Origin of the sequence: Exiguobacterium sp. UBA7533 (assembly GCF_002479335.1) — a bacterium.
Lineage (GTDB): Bacteria > Bacillota > Bacilli > Exiguobacteriales > Exiguobacteriaceae > Exiguobacterium_A.
Genome location: NZ_DLMP01000003.1, coordinates 328,838 through 343,940 on the forward strand (window position 1 = coordinate 328,838; position 15,103 = coordinate 343,940).

The 15,103-nt window shown below is 47.0% G+C and carries 17 protein-coding genes; 1 reads left to right on the forward strand and 16 read right to left on the reverse strand.

Annotated elements, in window-relative coordinates; all coding sequences use genetic code 11:
* Window positions 1-87 precede the first annotated feature (87 nt).
* The 13 genes from B2U10_RS07180 to B2U10_RS07240 all read right to left on the reverse strand — a co-directional run bounded on the left by B2U10_RS07180 (window position 88) and on the right by B2U10_RS07240 (window position 9,414).
* Window positions 88-816, reverse strand: coding sequence for a class I SAM-dependent methyltransferase (locus B2U10_RS07180; protein WP_290786515.1), 729 nt, complete (start codon window positions 814-816; stop codon window positions 88-90).
* Complete coding sequence (gene rsfS, locus B2U10_RS07185; protein ID WP_023467427.1) at window positions 816-1,163, reverse strand: ribosome silencing factor; 348 nt, start codon at window positions 1,161-1,163, stop codon at window positions 816-818. Before rsfS ends, B2U10_RS07180 begins: the two co-directional genes overlap by 1 nt.
* Complete coding sequence (gene yqeK / locus B2U10_RS07190; protein ID WP_035409306.1) at window positions 1,160-1,735, reverse strand: bis(5'-nucleosyl)-tetraphosphatase (symmetrical) YqeK; 576 nt, start codon at window positions 1,733-1,735, stop codon at window positions 1,160-1,162. Before yqeK ends, rsfS begins: the two co-directional genes overlap by 4 nt.
* Entirely contained in the window at window positions 1,725-2,294 is a 570-nt protein-coding gene (nadD, locus tag B2U10_RS07195; RefSeq protein ID WP_290786518.1) for a nicotinate-nucleotide adenylyltransferase, read from the reverse strand. The genes yqeK and nadD overlap by 11 nt, the downstream gene beginning before the upstream one ends.
* Window positions 2,291-2,584, reverse strand: a complete 294-nt coding sequence (gene yhbY / locus B2U10_RS07200) for a ribosome assembly RNA-binding protein YhbY (protein WP_023467424.1) — start codon at window positions 2,582-2,584, stop codon at window positions 2,291-2,293. Before yhbY ends, nadD begins: the two co-directional genes overlap by 4 nt.
* Before the next feature lie 2 nt (window positions 2,585-2,586).
* A complete protein-coding gene (gene aroE / locus B2U10_RS07205) occupies window positions 2,587-3,375 on the reverse strand; it encodes a shikimate dehydrogenase (RefSeq protein ID WP_290786521.1) in 789 nt (262 codons plus the stop codon).
* A complete protein-coding gene (gene yqeH, locus B2U10_RS07210; protein WP_023467421.1) occupies window positions 3,375-4,484 on the reverse strand; it encodes a ribosome biogenesis GTPase YqeH in 1,110 nt (369 codons plus the stop codon). Before yqeH ends, aroE begins: the two co-directional genes overlap by 1 nt.
* Before the next feature lie 143 nt (window positions 4,485-4,627).
* Window positions 4,628-5,212 (reverse strand): YqeG family HAD IIIA-type phosphatase, encoded by a 585-nt coding sequence (locus tag B2U10_RS07215; RefSeq protein ID WP_035409311.1) that lies wholly within the window; start codon window positions 5,210-5,212, stop codon window positions 4,628-4,630.
* A gap of 136 nt (window positions 5,213-5,348) precedes the next feature.
* The gene (locus tag B2U10_RS07220; RefSeq protein WP_290786538.1) at window positions 5,349-6,689 is read right to left on the reverse strand and encodes an ArsB/NhaD family transporter; all 1,341 of its coding nucleotides are present in this window, start codon (window positions 6,687-6,689) and stop codon (window positions 5,349-5,351) included.
* A gap of 59 nt (window positions 6,690-6,748) precedes the next feature.
* On the reverse strand, window positions 6,749-7,528 hold the full coding sequence (locus B2U10_RS07225; RefSeq protein WP_081780405.1) for a phosphatidylserine decarboxylase: 780 nt from the start codon (window positions 7,526-7,528) through the stop codon (window positions 6,749-6,751).
* Window positions 7,521-8,009 carry a thioredoxin family protein gene (locus B2U10_RS07230; protein ID WP_035409313.1) on the reverse strand — a complete coding sequence of 163 codons (489 nt, stop codon included), beginning with the start codon at window positions 8,007-8,009 and terminating at the stop codon, window positions 7,521-7,523. The genes B2U10_RS07225 and B2U10_RS07230 overlap by 8 nt, the downstream gene beginning before the upstream one ends.
* A gap of 13 nt (window positions 8,010-8,022) precedes the next feature.
* A complete protein-coding gene (iadA, locus tag B2U10_RS07235; protein ID WP_290786524.1) occupies window positions 8,023-9,156 on the reverse strand; it encodes a beta-aspartyl-peptidase in 1,134 nt (377 codons plus the stop codon).
* Window positions 9,157-9,219: 63 nt separating this feature from the next.
* Window positions 9,220-9,414, reverse strand: coding sequence for a YjzD family protein (locus tag B2U10_RS07240; protein ID WP_035409317.1), 195 nt, complete (start codon window positions 9,412-9,414; stop codon window positions 9,220-9,222).
* Between the two features lie 198 nt (window positions 9,415-9,612).
* On the opposite strand from B2U10_RS07240, the gene B2U10_RS07245 reads away from it, so the two are divergent.
* Window positions 9,613-10,422, forward strand: coding sequence for a Cof-type HAD-IIB family hydrolase (locus tag B2U10_RS07245; protein WP_056060040.1), 810 nt, complete (start codon window positions 9,613-9,615; stop codon window positions 10,420-10,422).
* Between the two features lie 51 nt (window positions 10,423-10,473).
* Here B2U10_RS07245 and B2U10_RS07250 read toward each other — a convergent pair whose 3' ends face one another.
* From B2U10_RS07250 to B2U10_RS07260, 3 genes are all read right to left on the reverse strand, one after another.
* Window positions 10,474-11,325 carry a YitT family protein gene (locus B2U10_RS07250; RefSeq protein ID WP_035409321.1) on the reverse strand — a complete coding sequence of 284 codons (852 nt, stop codon included), beginning with the start codon at window positions 11,323-11,325 and terminating at the stop codon, window positions 10,474-10,476.
* A gap of 188 nt (window positions 11,326-11,513) precedes the next feature.
* Window positions 11,514-13,814 carry a glycoside hydrolase family 65 protein gene (locus tag B2U10_RS07255; protein WP_035409323.1) on the reverse strand — a complete coding sequence of 767 codons (2,301 nt, stop codon included), beginning with the start codon at window positions 13,812-13,814 and terminating at the stop codon, window positions 11,514-11,516.
* A gap of 225 nt (window positions 13,815-14,039) precedes the next feature.
* The gene (locus B2U10_RS07260) at window positions 14,040-15,071 is read right to left on the reverse strand and encodes a LacI family DNA-binding transcriptional regulator (RefSeq protein WP_056061891.1); all 1,032 of its coding nucleotides are present in this window, start codon (window positions 15,069-15,071) and stop codon (window positions 14,040-14,042) included.
* Window positions 15,072-15,103: the final 32 nt, after the last annotated feature.

Sequence of the window (15,103 nt, forward strand, 5' to 3'; positions counted from 1 at the left end):
ATTAGCATCTGTTTCACGAACAAAAAAATCCGTCTCCTTCAAGCAACACGAACGTGTATCGCTAAAAGAAGACGGATGAAATCACTTTTACATTTTTTCGGCAACGAAGAAGATCCGCTCGACTGTCTCAGAAGGAGCGTCCGGTCCAAAATCGCCTGTGACCGCGAGAACCCGGAATCCGGCTTCGCGTAACCATGTTACGTATTGTGCCGGAGGATACGTCCGCTGATAATGCGTTTCATCGACACGCTCATAGCGACCATCCTCCTCCTCGATGAAGAATGTCAGTTCATGGACGACAGAAAGCGGCGCTTCACCAGGATCCGCGAACCAGATATACGAGCTTTGTTCCGCATGTGTCGCATACGTCTTCCCATTGAACAGCGTCTCCATCTTGTAAGGGGAGTGTGTATCAAACAAAAGACGTCCACCCTCCTTTAGAATCGCTGCTACATGTGTAAACGTCTGTTTGACATCCTCTTCCGTCTGGAGATAATTCAAGGAGTCGCATAGGATCGTCACGGCATCGACAGGTGTCGGCAATTCGATTTCGCGCATGTCTTGCGCCCAGAATTGAATAGTCAATCCTTCTTCCATCGCTTTTTCCTGCGCGACTTCGAGCATCTCTTCAGATAAATCGATCCCGAGCATCTCATAGTGGGCTGCTAATGCAAGCGTCGCCGTACCCGTTCCACATCCGATATCAGCAATTGTACTTCCAATCGGAACGTATGCTTTGACCCAGTCAACCCATTGATCGTAAGGGACGTCTTGCATCAATTCATCATAGATGTAGGCGAACTGTTCGTATGCCATTAGTTGACCTCGACTTCAACCTTTGGAGCATCTGCCCATAGTTTTTCGAGGTTATAGTAATCACGATCGTCACGGTGGAAGACATGAACAACGACGTTTTCAAGATCCGCCAACACCCAACGTGCCGCATCGAATCCTTCGAGGCGTTTGATCGGCAGGTTATGTTCGTGCGCGACTTCTTTGAGTTCACGCGCGATCGCCTGTACTTGTTTTTCTGAATTTCCTTCACAGATGACGAAATAGTCGGCAACTGGTGAGATGCTCGACATATTCAGGACGACGATATCTTCAGCACGTTTATCGTCGATGGCATTTACGATTAATTGTAATTCTTGTTCGACTGTCATAGGACGGTCCCCTTTCGTTTGGCCGCGACGAAGGCATTATAGGTCTCAATCGTTCGCGGGAAGATGATAGCTTGTTTCGTACATAAAAAATGAATCGTCTGACTGAGTGTTGCGATGACGGCGTCCGTCAAATCCTGCTCGGCTACTTCACGAAGCGCTTCGACACCCGAATAACTACGATTCGGCTCAATCGCATCCGCGACGAAGATGATTTGATCAAGTAACGGCATACCAGGTGCCCCTGTTGTATGATTCGCGATGGCCTGATAAATCACGTCTGAATCAAGACCAAGTTCTCGACGCACAAGCTCCGCACCCACTGGCGCATGAAGTAGTTCGTCATCATAGTCGAGTAAGATCCGTTGATTCAATTCAACGGCAATCGAACGCATCTCATTCGTATCGCGGTATTTTGCATAATCATGGAGCATGGCAGCAAGTGTTGCTTCTTCTTCGTCAACACCATATTTAAGAGCCAAGTGTCGTGCCGTCTCGACGACACCTAAGGTATGCACATAGCGTCGCTCAGGCAATGTGTTTTCAATGATTTGACGTGCTTCTTCAAGGCGCATATAGATTCCACTCCTCAATCCGTTGTCGAACGGCTTCCGGTACAAGGTAGCGAATGCTCCGTCCGCGCGCGACCCGTTGCCGGATATCCGTCGAAGAAATTTCTAACAATGGCATATCGACCGCTTTCACACGGGCACCACACGGAATCAAATACCGACTTCCCGGTCGAGCGACGGCACCAAAGACGACTTCCTCGTATAACCGTTCAGCTTGATACCACGTATCGAGACTAACGAGTGAATCTGCGCCGATCAGAAACAGAAACTCATGCTCCGGGTATCGGTGCTTGAGTGCACGAATCGTATCATACGTATAGGAAGGTTCTTTTCGCTCAAATTCAATCGCAGAGACAGAGAAGGCAGGGTTCAATGCAATTGCTTCTTCTACAAGACGGAGACGCTTAGTTGCGTCTGTGACAGTACGTTGTTTATGCGGTGGTACATTCGCTGGTAAAAACCAGACCGCATCAAGTTCGAGTTGTTCCTGCGCTTGTTCGGCAATCAGGAGATGACCGATATGCGGAGGGTCGAACGTTCCGCCCATCAGTCCGATTTTCATCGTGGCAATTCGAGCGTCTTGTTCTCTTTTGATTCTTTATAGAGAACGATGACTTTTCCGATGACTTGAACGAGTTCAGCATTCGTTCCTGCGACGAGTTCTTGTGCGACATCCTTTGGTGCGTCCGCACAATTTTGTAGTACTTGTACTTTCAAGAGCTCCCGCTTTTCGAGCGCATCCATCAAATCAGCGCACATCGCTTCACCGACTCCATTTTTACCGACTTGGAAAATCGGGTTTAAATCGTGAGCTGTCGCGCGTAAAAAACGTTTTTGTTTACCTGTTAACATGATTAAAATTCCTCCAATTGCTTTCGTATCACCTGCTCGCCAAGTGCGAGATCAGGTGCTTGTCCGGTGAAACGTTCAAACGCTTCAGCCGCTTGTAAGACGAACATCGGGACGCCGTCGAGTGTGTCGAGACCTTTTTCAGTCGCTTCACGTAATAGACGGGTCGGCGTCGGTCGATAAATAATATCACAAATCAAAGCGTTCGTCTCTGTCAATTCAATCGGACGTGCTTCGACATGTGGCGCCATCCCGACAGAGGTCGTATTGATGATGACGTCGTAACTCGTTAAATCAAATGTTTCGTGCCATGGCAAAACGTGTGTTCCGAATTCATCGGCAACCGCCTTAGAGCGTTCTTCTGTGCGGTTCGTGAGCGTCACATCTCCCGGTAGCGCAGCAATGATTCCTCGTGCTGCACCGCCCGCACCAAGGACAAGTGTCTTTTGAAATGACGGACGACGTTCTGTCAACGCACGGACGAATCCGATTCCATCTGTATTCGCACCAATCAACTGCCCATTCTTCCAGTATACCGTGTTGACGGCACCCGCTTTTTGAGCTGCCGGCTCCAGCCGATCCAGGTACGGAATGATTGCTGTCTTATGGGGAATCGTCACATTGATTCCATCTAGCTGATGCGTACGTAATTTCGTAATGATTCGTGGCAATTCATGCTCCGTTACATCGATAAGGTCATAACAGCTGAAAAGCCCAGCCGCTTCCAGCCAAGCTGTATGCAGCTCAGGTGAAAGTGAATGGGCAATCGGATGACCGATGACGGCAAAGCGCATCAGACGAGCGCCTCACGTAAAGATACAGCGACACCTTTCGGGGCATAAGCAGCGACACGTCCACCTTTTCCATGAACCGCAACCCACCCGAGTCCACTGAAGACGATATCCGTCTTCATGTTGTCGCGAAGACTGAATTCATGACGGACGAGCGGAGGTAGCATCTCACGCGTCTTTTCGTTCGGCGGAGACAACAGCTCACCGTTATGGTTCGCATATAGATCGTCTGCTTTTTCAAGCTTCGTCCGGTGAACTTTCAATTCGTTCGACATATAGATGACGAATGAACGCTTGTTCCCTTCCATATAGTCCAATCGCGCAAGACCTCCAAAGAAGAGCGTCTGTTGCGGATGGATTTGGAAGACTTGCGGCTTGATCTCTTTTTTCGGTGTGATCAGCTTCAAGTCCTTCGCATCAACGTAGTGAGCCATTTGGTGATGATTAATGATCCCCGGTGTATCATACAGGTTACAGTTATCGTCAAGTGGGATGTCGATTAAATCTAGTGTCGTTCCTGGGAAGTGACTGACCGTGATGACGGCCTCATCCTCTTCACCGAAACGTTTGATGACTTGGTTGATCAGGGTCGATTTCCCGACATTTGTACAACCAACGACATAGACGTCGCGTCCTTTTCGATAATAATCGATTTTCTCAGCAAGTTCATCGACCCCATGACCTTTTTTCGCACTGATCAGATGAACGTCAACTGGACGTAATCCAAGTTCTTTCGATGCTTGACGCATCCAGTTCATGAGACGGTTCGGATTCAATGACTTCGGTAATAAATCGGCTTTGTTCCCGACGAGTAAGACATCATTTTTTCCGACGAACCGATGTAATCCCGGTAACCAGCTTCCATTAAAATCGAAGATATCAACGATTTTAACGACAAGTGCATCTTTTTGACCAATTCCGTCTAAGATTTTAACGAAATCATCGTCCGATAAAGATACATCTTGAATTTGATTGTAGTGCTTTAATTTAAAACAACGTTGGCAAATGACCATTTCACGATCAAGTGCAGATTTAGGTGCGTATCCTGGTGCTTTTGTGTCTTCCGTTTGAATGGCGACACCACAACCAGCGCAGTGGATTTCTTCGATCATATTATGTTGAGCCGCATGCGGGAATGATTTCCCTTCTCTTTTCACCGTAGCGCCCTGCTCGCTACTCCAAGAGCGTAACTTCCGACCTCTCGCCGTACATGTTGCGACTACTGCCTTCCCTTTCATCTACCGATCTGACAGGGTTATTGTTGCTTATCCTGACGAAGTGTTTCGATCGGATGCTTCAGTGCAGAAGGATCTTCCTTGACGCGTTGTGTCAATTTATAGATTCCTTTGCGTTTCATCCGGTGGAAAATGACACGTTCCATCAGGCGATTGAATTTCGTGACGACACCGTCCGTCTTAACGACGGGTTGAACGTGGATGACTTCGATTCCAACGGAGTTTGCACCGAGTACATCCGTGAAGAGTTGGTCTCCTAAGAAGACGACTTCTTTCGCGTGATAGCCGAATTCCGTCAATGCCCTTTTAAACCCGATAGGAAGCGGTTTTCGAGCAGGCGCAATATAATGCAGTCCGAGTGGATCCGCGAACTTCTTAACGCGGTCTCCGTTATTGTTCGATACGATGATGACGTCAAAACCATATTGATTATTCACCATATCCAGCCAAGCAACCAATTCGTCTGGAGCATCTGCGATATTCCATGCGACGAGCGTATTATCAAGATCGGTCAAAATAGCTTTGACACCGTTTCGTTTGAGCATTTCAAGGTCGATATCGTAGATCGAAGCCACGAAATGTTTCGGATAAAGTCGTTTGAACAAGAATAAAACCTCCAGATAATGGTCTAGCTCTATAGTTAAGTTTAAGAAACAGTTATGCTCTTATCGTTCGATTATAGCACAATCAGGTAGCAAGAGCGACGCACAAAAGAAAACGGGAGGCGAACCTCCCGTTTTCTTAATAATACCGAATCCACAAATAGAGTTGGGATAGGATCAACGTCACAATCGTGATCGGTGCTCCGTAAATCAAAAAGCGCATATAGGTGAATTTTTCACCTTGTCGTGTCGCAAGACCCGCGACAATGACGTTTGCCGATGCACCGATCAATGTCCCGTTACCACCGAGACATGCACCGAGTGCGAGGGACCACCATAAAACATCCACTTTCGCATCTGCTGGTGTAAGTCCGATCCCAGCAGCGACATCATTGATGAGCGGGATCATTGTCGCGACAAACGGAATGTTGTCAATCGTCGCACTCGCGATACCGGACAACCAAAGAACAGCAGTTGCTGTCGTCTGAATGTCACCGCCTGTCAAATCAATCGTCTTCTCCGCAAGATATCGAATGATACCGGCTTCCTGAATTCCACCAACAAGTACAAATAGTCCGGCGAAGAAAAAAATCGTCGTCCATTCAACACGTGCAAAGATTCCTTCTAGCTGATGATCGTTTTCAATCGTTAGCAACATCAGGACGGTCGCTCCAAGAATTGCGATCGCTGGTGCTTCGAGATGGAGTCCGATTCGATCAAGCATCGGATGCAATACGAAGAGTGCAATCGTACTAACGAGTACGACACTACTCCGCGTAACGAGTTTTCGACTGACAATATAACTCTTTTCATCGATTTCCATCAATTTTTGTCGATCTTCTGCCTCGACATGCAGTTGCTTCCGGAAGACCAAGTACAGAATGCCGATCGTCACGACCGTAATGATCAGGATGATCGGTGCAAGATTCAGCAAAAAGGCATTGAACGTTAAGTGTGGATTCGCGGCACCGATCATGATGTTCGGTGGATCGCCAATCAAGGTCGCCGTCCCACCGATGTTCGCAAATAATACTTCGGCGAGCAAGAACGGAAACGGCGCGATTTTAAGTATCTTTGTAATCGAGAAAGTGATTGGGACAATCAATAAGACTGTCGTGACGTTATCCAAAAAGGCAGATCCAAGTGCCGTCAATGCGGATAATAGAATCAACACTTTGATTGGGTCGCCTTTTGTTGTCTTCGCTGCACGAATCGCAATATATTCAAACAATCCAGATTGATTGGCAATCGTAACGAGAATCATCATCCCAATTAATAAGACGATTGTTCCCCACTCGATGTATTCAAATAATGCAGTCTCGAGATCCACAATGCCGACGATGACCATCGCGAGCGCTCCGAGTAGAGCGACGATCGCCCGGCTTACTTTTTCACTGATGATGAAGCCATAGGTCACTAAAAAAATGATAAGTGCGATATATGTCTGGACCTGTGTACTTCCGATTTCTGCTAATGCCATTGCCGGCATGATTCATTCCTCCTAAACGTAAGGAGACGCCCTGAACGGGCGCCTCGCTCTCATGAATGCCATTGTCCGAGGCGTTGCCCCATTAAAACTGGTCCAATCGCTTGTGTATCTAATGTCAATGCATCTTTCGGACAGATCAGGACGACCGTTGAACCGAAAGAAAAGTATCCGAACTCATCTCCTCGACGAAGTTCCTTTGCTTCGTTTGTCCGAACGATTGAGTTGACGTTGAGTGCACCGACCATGACATGTTCAAGTGCATGTTTTCCTTGGACGATACGTGTCACGCGACGATAGTTCCGTGTCAATGGACGAAGCGCATGTGTGAGACCGATCTCATTCACCGGTGCCGAATCCCGACCGAGCGTATAACTGGTCCGGATCGTTCCGTCCATCGGTACATGGACACGGTGGTAGTTTTGCGGACTCAAGTAAAAGATCATCACACGTCCCCCGACATATTGTTGCGCCTCGTGATGGGAACCGAGTAACTCTGATACCGTATACGATTGTCCTTTGACGGTAAAGCGGCTATCAGCCGTCAAGTCGTCAACGACAGACAACATACCGTCACACGGACTGACGAATGCGCCTTCTGATTGATCAATTGGTCGCATTTCCGGTTTGACATGACGAATGAAAACGTCATGTAAACTCGAATACGCTTCTAAATTCCGAGTCGCTTCTGCCATATTCAAATCATATGCCCGAACGAACGGACCGATGAACGGACGACTGATCCGGCTCATCGCAAACCGTTTCAGCTGTTTGGCAACAAGCGGGTGTCCATTTAACTCGAACACGCGAGAGTAGAACCATTTTTTAATCATTGAGATCACCGGATGATTCTTCTTTTGAATCCTTTACTTCTTTTCCAGCAAAGAACTCTTTGTAGCTGTCTTCTGTTTGTTCACCAGCTACCCGTCCGACTTCCTTACCGTCCTTAAAATGAACGACCGTCGGTGTACCCTCGATGCCAAACGTGTCCCAAGCTGACTGTTCGAAAGCAAGATCGATTTGTTCGAACGGAATGTCTTGTTTTTCACCAAGCGGAACAAGATATGGTTTTACTTTTTCGCAGTGCACGCATCCCGTTTGATAGAAATACGTATAGAATTCGTCACCGGATTTTACTTTATCCGAGACTTGTGTAGCTGTTAGATTGCCATTCTTCGATGCGGAATCATCACGATCCGTGAAGACGAGCAGTAATCCCCCAACCAATACGATCAAGGCAATGACTCCCGCTGTAATCCAGTTCGCTTTGGATTGCGGTTTTTTCGTGTTTTTTCGTTTCGACTTCTTTGACACGTCTATCCCTCCGTCATTCTGGTATAAGCCATTTTTTCTGAATCATTATAGCATGACCATTCGCAAGAATCGTATCGATTTGCAAAGCGTCATCAATCAGTAACAGATCAGCACGTTCTCCGGTCGCTACCTGCCCACCCGGAACGCCATATGCATCCGCGACATGTCGCGTGATCGTCGAAATTGCCTGATCAAAAGCAACACCATGCTCTACTGCATCGCGCACGGCTTGCATCAAGGAAGATGGTTTTCCTGTATCGATTCGCACTAATCGACCTGCATCATCAAACGCCGGAAGACTTGCACCAGCGTCGCTCGACATCGTGATCTGCTCGGGTGGGATTCCCGCTGCTAGAGCACGGGCAACAGCCTGCCCTGCCGGAATCTCTCCTTCATCAACGAAGCTTTCTGTCGTACACGTCGTGAAATCGATTCGTCCGCCCTGTTTCGCCCAAGCGAGTCCCGCCTCAAAAATCCGTTCACTCCGATTGATATGCGTCGGGAGAAATTGCCCTATTGGAATATCAGTCGTTTCAATCACTTCATGTAATAAATCAAGCCCTTGTTTCCCGTCTCCGATGTGGACGTTCATCGTTCCCGACACGCCTTTGACCATGCCGGCGATTCGAGCCTCTGATGCTAACCGCGCGAGTTCATGGGCAGTCGGCTGTGTCGATCGGTGATCATTGATGGCAATCTCTCCGATGCCAATCACTTCATTGATGAGGACGATATCATGCCCTGTCGAATGTGTCAGGAAGACGGGTGGCACCATGTAACTTCCGCTCAAGAGAAAGGGACGAATACCGGATGCGGCATATCCTCGTATGTGTGCCAGTAGATCAATTCCGGTTCGCGTCCAGCCATCTGTTCCGAGCAATCCGACGACTGTCGTGACACCGCCTTCGAATATGTCACGAACAGTCAACGGAGCCGTTCGTGTCGCAAATCCGCCTTCCCCTCCTCCACCAATTGGATGTAAGTGTCCATCGATGAAACCAGGAACTAGCCGTTTGCCGCGACCATCAATCCGGTGTGTAATCAGTGCTTCATCTATGGTATAGGAACCGATTCCGATGATCTGATTTCCTGCTATGTAGATATTTTGCGGCATCTGTTGCCACATGACCTGTTCGATAACGATCATCGCTCATTCCTCCTTAAGACAAAAAGCGAGCCTATCGTCCAAGTGACGATATCTCGCTTTTCCTTATTCTGCCTTAGTCCCTTGACCAAGACCTAAATCTTCATTGACGGCATCGAGTGCGAAGACGACAAGTGAAGTGACGACAGACATCGCTGTCGCGAATCCAAAGCTATACGATACTGCATCAACCGCTGATACGATGAACACGGCTGTGTTCACGAGTAAGAATGACCAAAAGAATGTAACGAGAAAACGCATGATTTCCCCTCCGTTTCCATAACGTACTATAGTGTTGTCCTACGATTTGTAGTATACCATTTTTTAATCTAAGCAACAGCCTTTCTCCGTTTTTTTCAAACGCTTTCTTTTCCTTGAAAAACTTCATCAATTCATACAGGCGACTGTCACTTCGTATGCTACAGTAGAACTAACGAAAAGAAAGCGGAGGATTTCATCATGACTCGTCACTTAATTGCTGTCGATCTCGACGGCACCCTTTTAAAGGATGATAAAACGATCAGTGTGGCGAACATCGCTGCGCTTCAACGTGCACGTGCAAACGGTCACGAAGTCGTCATTGCGACAGGACGACCGTTCCGTCACGCTCGAAAATATTACGAACAGCTTGGATTAACGACACCGATCGTTAATTTTAACGGTGGTCTCGTCCATCACCCGCAGAATGTTCATTTTGAAGTCCAGCACCATCCAATTCCACTCAAGACCGTCCAACATATTTTGGAATCCGTCGCTGAAACAAAGACACAAAATATCGTTTGTGAAGTCACGGATCATGTCTATTTTCAATATGATCCAGTCGGTATCTACGAATTTTATACCGATCATGCTTTGTCTGTCACAACAGGAGATTTACGAAAAGTACTTCTTCACGAACCAACGTCACTTTTGATTCATGCTAAAGGAGAACATGTCGATGAGATTCGTTCCGAACTATCCGGTGTCCATGCTGAGACAGTACTTAATCGTCAATGGGTAAAACCTGAATTCATGGTCGAAGTGATGCGAAAAGGTACAAGTAAGGCGATCGGTCTTGCTCACATCGCGCATCATCTCGGGATTGATTCCCGACAGATCGTCGCGTTTGGTGATGAGGAAAATGATTTGGAAATGATCGAGTATGCTGGTCATGGTGTTGCAATGGGAAACGCCATCCCTGCCTTAAAACACCTGGCAAATGGCACGACGAAGCGAAACGAGGACGATGGTATCGCGTACTATTTAAAACATGTCTTAGGACTCGCATGAAGAGATACGAAAAGGCACTTGCTGCATATCGCAGAGCAAGTGCCTTTTTCATTATCCTTTTCGGAAGTATCCAACGACCGAGTCCGTCGCGACGACGTTGATGAATACTGTCTCGTCCGCTTCCCGACAAATCCGTTCGATATCCCGCAATTCGTGACGCTCAATGACCATCATCAACGTCGCTTTCTCAGCTCGTGAATACGTACCGATCGAAGGAATCTGCGTGATTCCACGAATGATGTGCTGATGCAGAGCCGTCGTGATGTCATCCGCATGATTCGTGACAATAAAAATCGTCAAGCGTTGGTTACTTGTATGAATCTCATCGACGACCTTAGAAGTCACGTAGATGAAGACGATCGTATATAAGGCAGTCGACCAGCCGAACAACGCACCTGCCAATAATGCGATCAAAAAGTTCAAGACGAACAGATATAAGCCGACACTGCGATCGGAGAAACGGGCAAAGATGAGGGCGACGATATCAAACCCACCCGTTGAAGCACCGAATTTAATCGTGATACCGGTACCAATCGCAAGCAAGACCCCTCCAAACACTGCATTCAGTGTCTGATCACCTGGTATGACAGCATATTGAGGAATAAGACCAATAAAAATCGTCGTTGCCAGAACCGAAATCAACGTGACGATTGTAAAACTCCGACCTAACATGATCCATGCAAGCACGATCAAAGGTAAGTTCAGCGCTAAGAACCAAACGTTTTCACCAAACGCAAACGCTGTATTTTGAAGGACTTGCGTCAAGATTTGGGCAAGTCCTGTAAATCCAGTCGAATAAACACCACTTGGAATCAAAAACCAGTTCATGGCAACGGCAATGACGAATCCTCCGATCGTAGCCACGATCACTTTTAACATACTTTCCTTTACTACTGCTGTCACATGCCGTTCTCCTCTCATTCATAACTATCTTGAAACACTTTAGCACATTCAAATGTCGTCGGATAGTCAAGATTTCCAAAGATTGATGTTCTTTTTCATGATGGCGTTTTCATTTGTGACAAAGGTGTCCTCTAATTCGTGTTACACAAAAAAAGAACCGACTTGGCATCAGTTCTTTTTCATCGTATTTATACTGTCATCGAAGCAGGCACCGTAATATTTCCTCCTGCCGGAACTTCTACAGTCGTTCCATGAACGTTTAAGCTGAATGCTTCGCCTTCCGTCTGAGTGATTTCGACGGCGTTTGGCTGAACATGGACATGGATATGATGACCGCGCCACTGCATCCGGAACGCATAGCTTGTCCAGCCTTTTGGCAACATCGGCTTAAAGGACAACGTATCGTTCGCTACCCGTAATCCAGCGAATCCATGGACGATCGACATCCAAGATCCAACCATCGACGTGATGTGTAATCCGTCTTCTGTATCATTGTTGTAGTTATCGAGATCAAGTCGTGCCGAACGTTGGTACAATTCAACTGCCTTTTCCTCATAGCCGACTTCCGCTGCAATGATCGAGTAGATACATGGAGATAATGATGATTCGTGAACCGTACGTGGTTCATAGAAATCGAAGTTCGCTTTCTTCTCTTCTAGACTGAAGCGATCCGTCAAGAAGTAGAGACCTTGCAGGACATCTGCCTGTTTAATGAATACAGAGCGAAGGATCCGGTCCCAAGACCAATTCTGGTTCAGCGGAAGATGTTTTGGATCGAGTTCAGCGACCAAAATTTGTTCCTTATCCATGAAGCCATCCTGTTGCATGAAGATACCAGGAGCTGCTTCATCTTTTGGATAATACATCTTCGCGTCGATATCTGCCCACTTCGCCAGTTCCTCATCCGTCAACGCTAATTGATGCATGAGTTCTTGCAAACGTTCTGGTTCTTCTTGTGCTAGATGACGGTGAACGGTCTGTGTATATTCGAGACACCATGCTGCGATCAGATTCGTATACCAGTTGTTGTTCACGTTGTTCTCGTATTCATTTGGTCCCGTCACCCCAAGAATCATGTAGACATCCTTATGCGCCACATAATTGACACGGCTTGCCCAATAACGAGCAATCTCGACTAACACTTCAAATCCGTATTGTCCGAGATACGACGTGTCACCCGTGTAGTTCGTGTAATTATAAATCGCATGCGCGATCGCGCCGTTCCTGTGAATCTCTTCATGCGTAATTTCCCACTCGTTGTGGCACTCTTCTCCATTCATCGTCACCATTGGATAAAGCGCACCCTTCATCCCGACATTCTTATCCGCGTTTTCTTTTGCTTGCGGTAATTGATTATGCCGATATTTGAGTAGGTTCCAAGCCACTTCCGGCTTCGACGTCGCGAGGTAGAAGTTCAAGCAGTACGCTTCTGTATCCCAATACGTCGCACCGCCATACTTTTCGCCCGTGAATCCTTTCGGTCCAATGTTAAGGCGTGAATCTTCGCCTGTGTATGTCTGGAACATATGGAAGATATTAAATCGAATCCCTTGTTGTGCTTCGACATCTCCTTCAATCTTCACGTCTGCTTCTTCCCAGTGATGCAACCACGCTGCTTCATGTGTCGCAAGTAATGTATCAAATCCGGATTCGAAAGCGGTATGAACCCGTTTCATCGCTTGTTCCAGTAATGCGTCGATGTCATAGTCACGATTCGTTACGAGCGCAACGAATTTCTCGACAGTGACACCTTCTCCGACTACTGCTTGTTTCGTAAAACGATTCGCGACATACTGCGTATTGCCGTCAACGACTTCACAACGTGCGCCTTCGACATCCGTGATCATAGCTGCTGTCACATGCCAATCAAGCTTTTTCGTCTTCGACGTGACGTAACCAAAACGCTCTTCGATTCCGTGTTCAACGGGAAGCCAGAACTTCTCATCATAGTTTGAGTCTTCATTCTCAACATCCGCATCGAGATACGATTCAATGATGATCTCTGCTTCGAAATTGACAGGTGTTACCGTATATTGCAAGGCTGCGATTTCTTTATCGACAATCGAGAAGAAACGTTTGGATTCAACTTTTATTTCCTCTTCCCCATGTTTCAACAGCATCGTCCGTGACAACACACCGTGTTGCATATCGAGTTCGCGTTTGAAGTCGACGACTTCCCACGTGTTCAAATCAACTGCTTTTCCATTAACGGATACTTTTAAGCCCATGATATTGACAGCATTGAGTACTTTCGCGAAGTATTCCGGATAACCATTTTTCCACCAACCAACACGTGTCTTATCTGGATAATAAACACCTGCGACATACATGCCTTGATGTGTGTCACCTGTGTACTCTTCTTCAAACGTACCGCGCATTCCCATATGACCGTTTCCGATCGATGTCATCGATTCTGCTAGTCGATTATCTTCTGGATGAAAACCAAGCTCTGTAATTTTCCACTCATTGACCTCAAAAAGTCGTTTCATCGTCAAGTCGCTCCTTTTATGCTAAACATGTCAGCTAGCCTGATCATGTAAGCGTTTCATCTGTACTCTACATTCTTTATTGTACACATAAAAAGCTTCAATGCAATCGTTTGCACGAAAATAAATTTCTTTTTCTGCAACCGCTTCCTTTTACTAGGAATAGATGTCTCTTGCATCAAAAAAAGTCTATGATTAAACCCGTCGGTTTAAACATAGACTTTCGTTTCATGCTTCGGATTTTCCGCCACAAGACTGACGGACGACAAGATAGTGTGGGACAATGACGCGTTTCCCATAAGGCGTCGCATCTTCATTGATTTGTTCAATCAAACAATTCGTTGCTTCAAAGCCAAGTCCAAAGATATTGATTTCGACAGAAGTCAACGGTGGACTTGAGAATTCTGCGATGAACAAGTTATTGAAACTGACGACAGCCATTTGATCTGGTACACTGATGCCCATCTCATTGAGCGTACTCATGACACCAAGTGCCATCATGTCGTCACTGACAACGACAGCGGTCGGTGGGTGTTCAAGTGACATTAGTCGTTTGACTGCTTCAGCCCCTCCTGTCGTCATAAATGGTGCGCTGACAATATAAGACTCTTGAATTGGAATGCCCTCTTCCATGAGAGCCGTCTTGTATCCGCCGACACGCTCTTGCGTCACGGCTAAGTCCTGTGCGCCACCTACGAATGCGATGCACTCGTGTCCGAGTTGATGTAAATACTTCGTTACCTCTCGACCTGCCAGATAATTATCCGTATCGACATACGTGACGTGCGACGAATCACTGAATGGTTTCCCGACGACGACGAACGGGAACTTCGAGTCTTGCAAAAATTGAACGACTTTATCATCCGTTCGGGAATAAAGAACGACGACACCATCGACGCGGCGACCCTGAACCATCGAGACGACACCTTCGTAAACCTCTTCTTCCGAGACACCTGTCGTCATATAAAGCGAATATCCATTTTGATGCGCTTTTGTACTAATCCCTCGAATGACTTCCGAAAAGAATGGATTTTGAAGCGTTTTTGTTGCGGCACTCGGCATGACGAGACCAATCGCTTGTGTCGTCCGATTCGCTAGACTGCGCGCATGAACGTTCGGATAGTATCCGAGTTCATCCATCGCCTGTCGTACCCGTTCTTTCGTCTTTTGACTGATACGCGAACTGTTCGCGATGACGCGTGACACCGTCGAGGGTGCGACATTTGCCTCCCGTGCTACATCCTTGATTGTTACCTGCATCCCCTTCACCTCACATTTCCCCTACTTAAGTA

Bases quoted from the DNA above. Each gene is read 5' to 3' on its own strand.
- yqeH (WP_023467421.1), bottom strand. From the start codon at position 4,484: ATGATCGAAGAAATCCACTGCGCTGGTTGTGGTGTCGCCATTCAAACG.
- B2U10_RS07220 (WP_290786538.1), bottom strand. From the start codon at position 6,689: ATGGCATTAGCAGAAATCGGAAGTACACAGGTCCAGACATATATCGCA.
- B2U10_RS07180 (WP_290786515.1), bottom strand. From the start codon at position 816: ATGGCATACGAACAGTTCGCCTACATCTATGATGAATTGATGCAAGAC.
- B2U10_RS07240 (WP_035409317.1), bottom strand. From the start codon at position 9,414: ATGCGTTTTCTCGTTACATTCTTTTGGTCATTCTTACTCGTGAACACA.
- B2U10_RS07245 (WP_056060040.1), top strand. From the start codon at position 9,613: ATGACTCGTCACTTAATTGCTGTCGATCTCGACGGCACCCTTTTAAAG.
- rsfS (WP_023467427.1), bottom strand. From the start codon at position 1,163: ATGACAGTCGAACAAGAATTACAATTAATCGTAAATGCCATCGACGAT.
- B2U10_RS07225 (WP_081780405.1), bottom strand. From the start codon at position 7,528: ATGATTAAAAAATGGTTCTACTCTCGCGTGTTCGAGTTAAATGGACAC.
- yhbY (WP_023467424.1), bottom strand. From the start codon at position 2,584: ATGTTAACAGGTAAACAAAAACGTTTTTTACGCGCGACAGCTCACGAT.
- yqeK (WP_035409306.1), bottom strand. From the start codon at position 1,735: ATGCGCCTTGAAGAAGCACGTCAAATCATTGAAAACACATTGCCTGAG.
- aroE (WP_290786521.1), bottom strand. From the start codon at position 3,375: ATGCGCTTTGCCGTCATCGGTCATCCGATTGCCCATTCACTTTCACCT.
- B2U10_RS07260 (WP_056061891.1), bottom strand. From the start codon at position 15,071: ATGCAGGTAACAATCAAGGATGTAGCACGGGAGGCAAATGTCGCACCC.
- B2U10_RS07255 (WP_035409323.1), bottom strand. From the start codon at position 13,814: ATGAAACGACTTTTTGAGGTCAATGAGTGGAAAATTACAGAGCTTGGT.
- iadA (WP_290786524.1), bottom strand. From the start codon at position 9,156: ATGATCGTTATCGAACAGGTCATGTGGCAACAGATGCCGCAAAATATC.
- nadD (WP_290786518.1), bottom strand. From the start codon at position 2,294: ATGAAAATCGGACTGATGGGCGGAACGTTCGACCCTCCGCATATCGGT.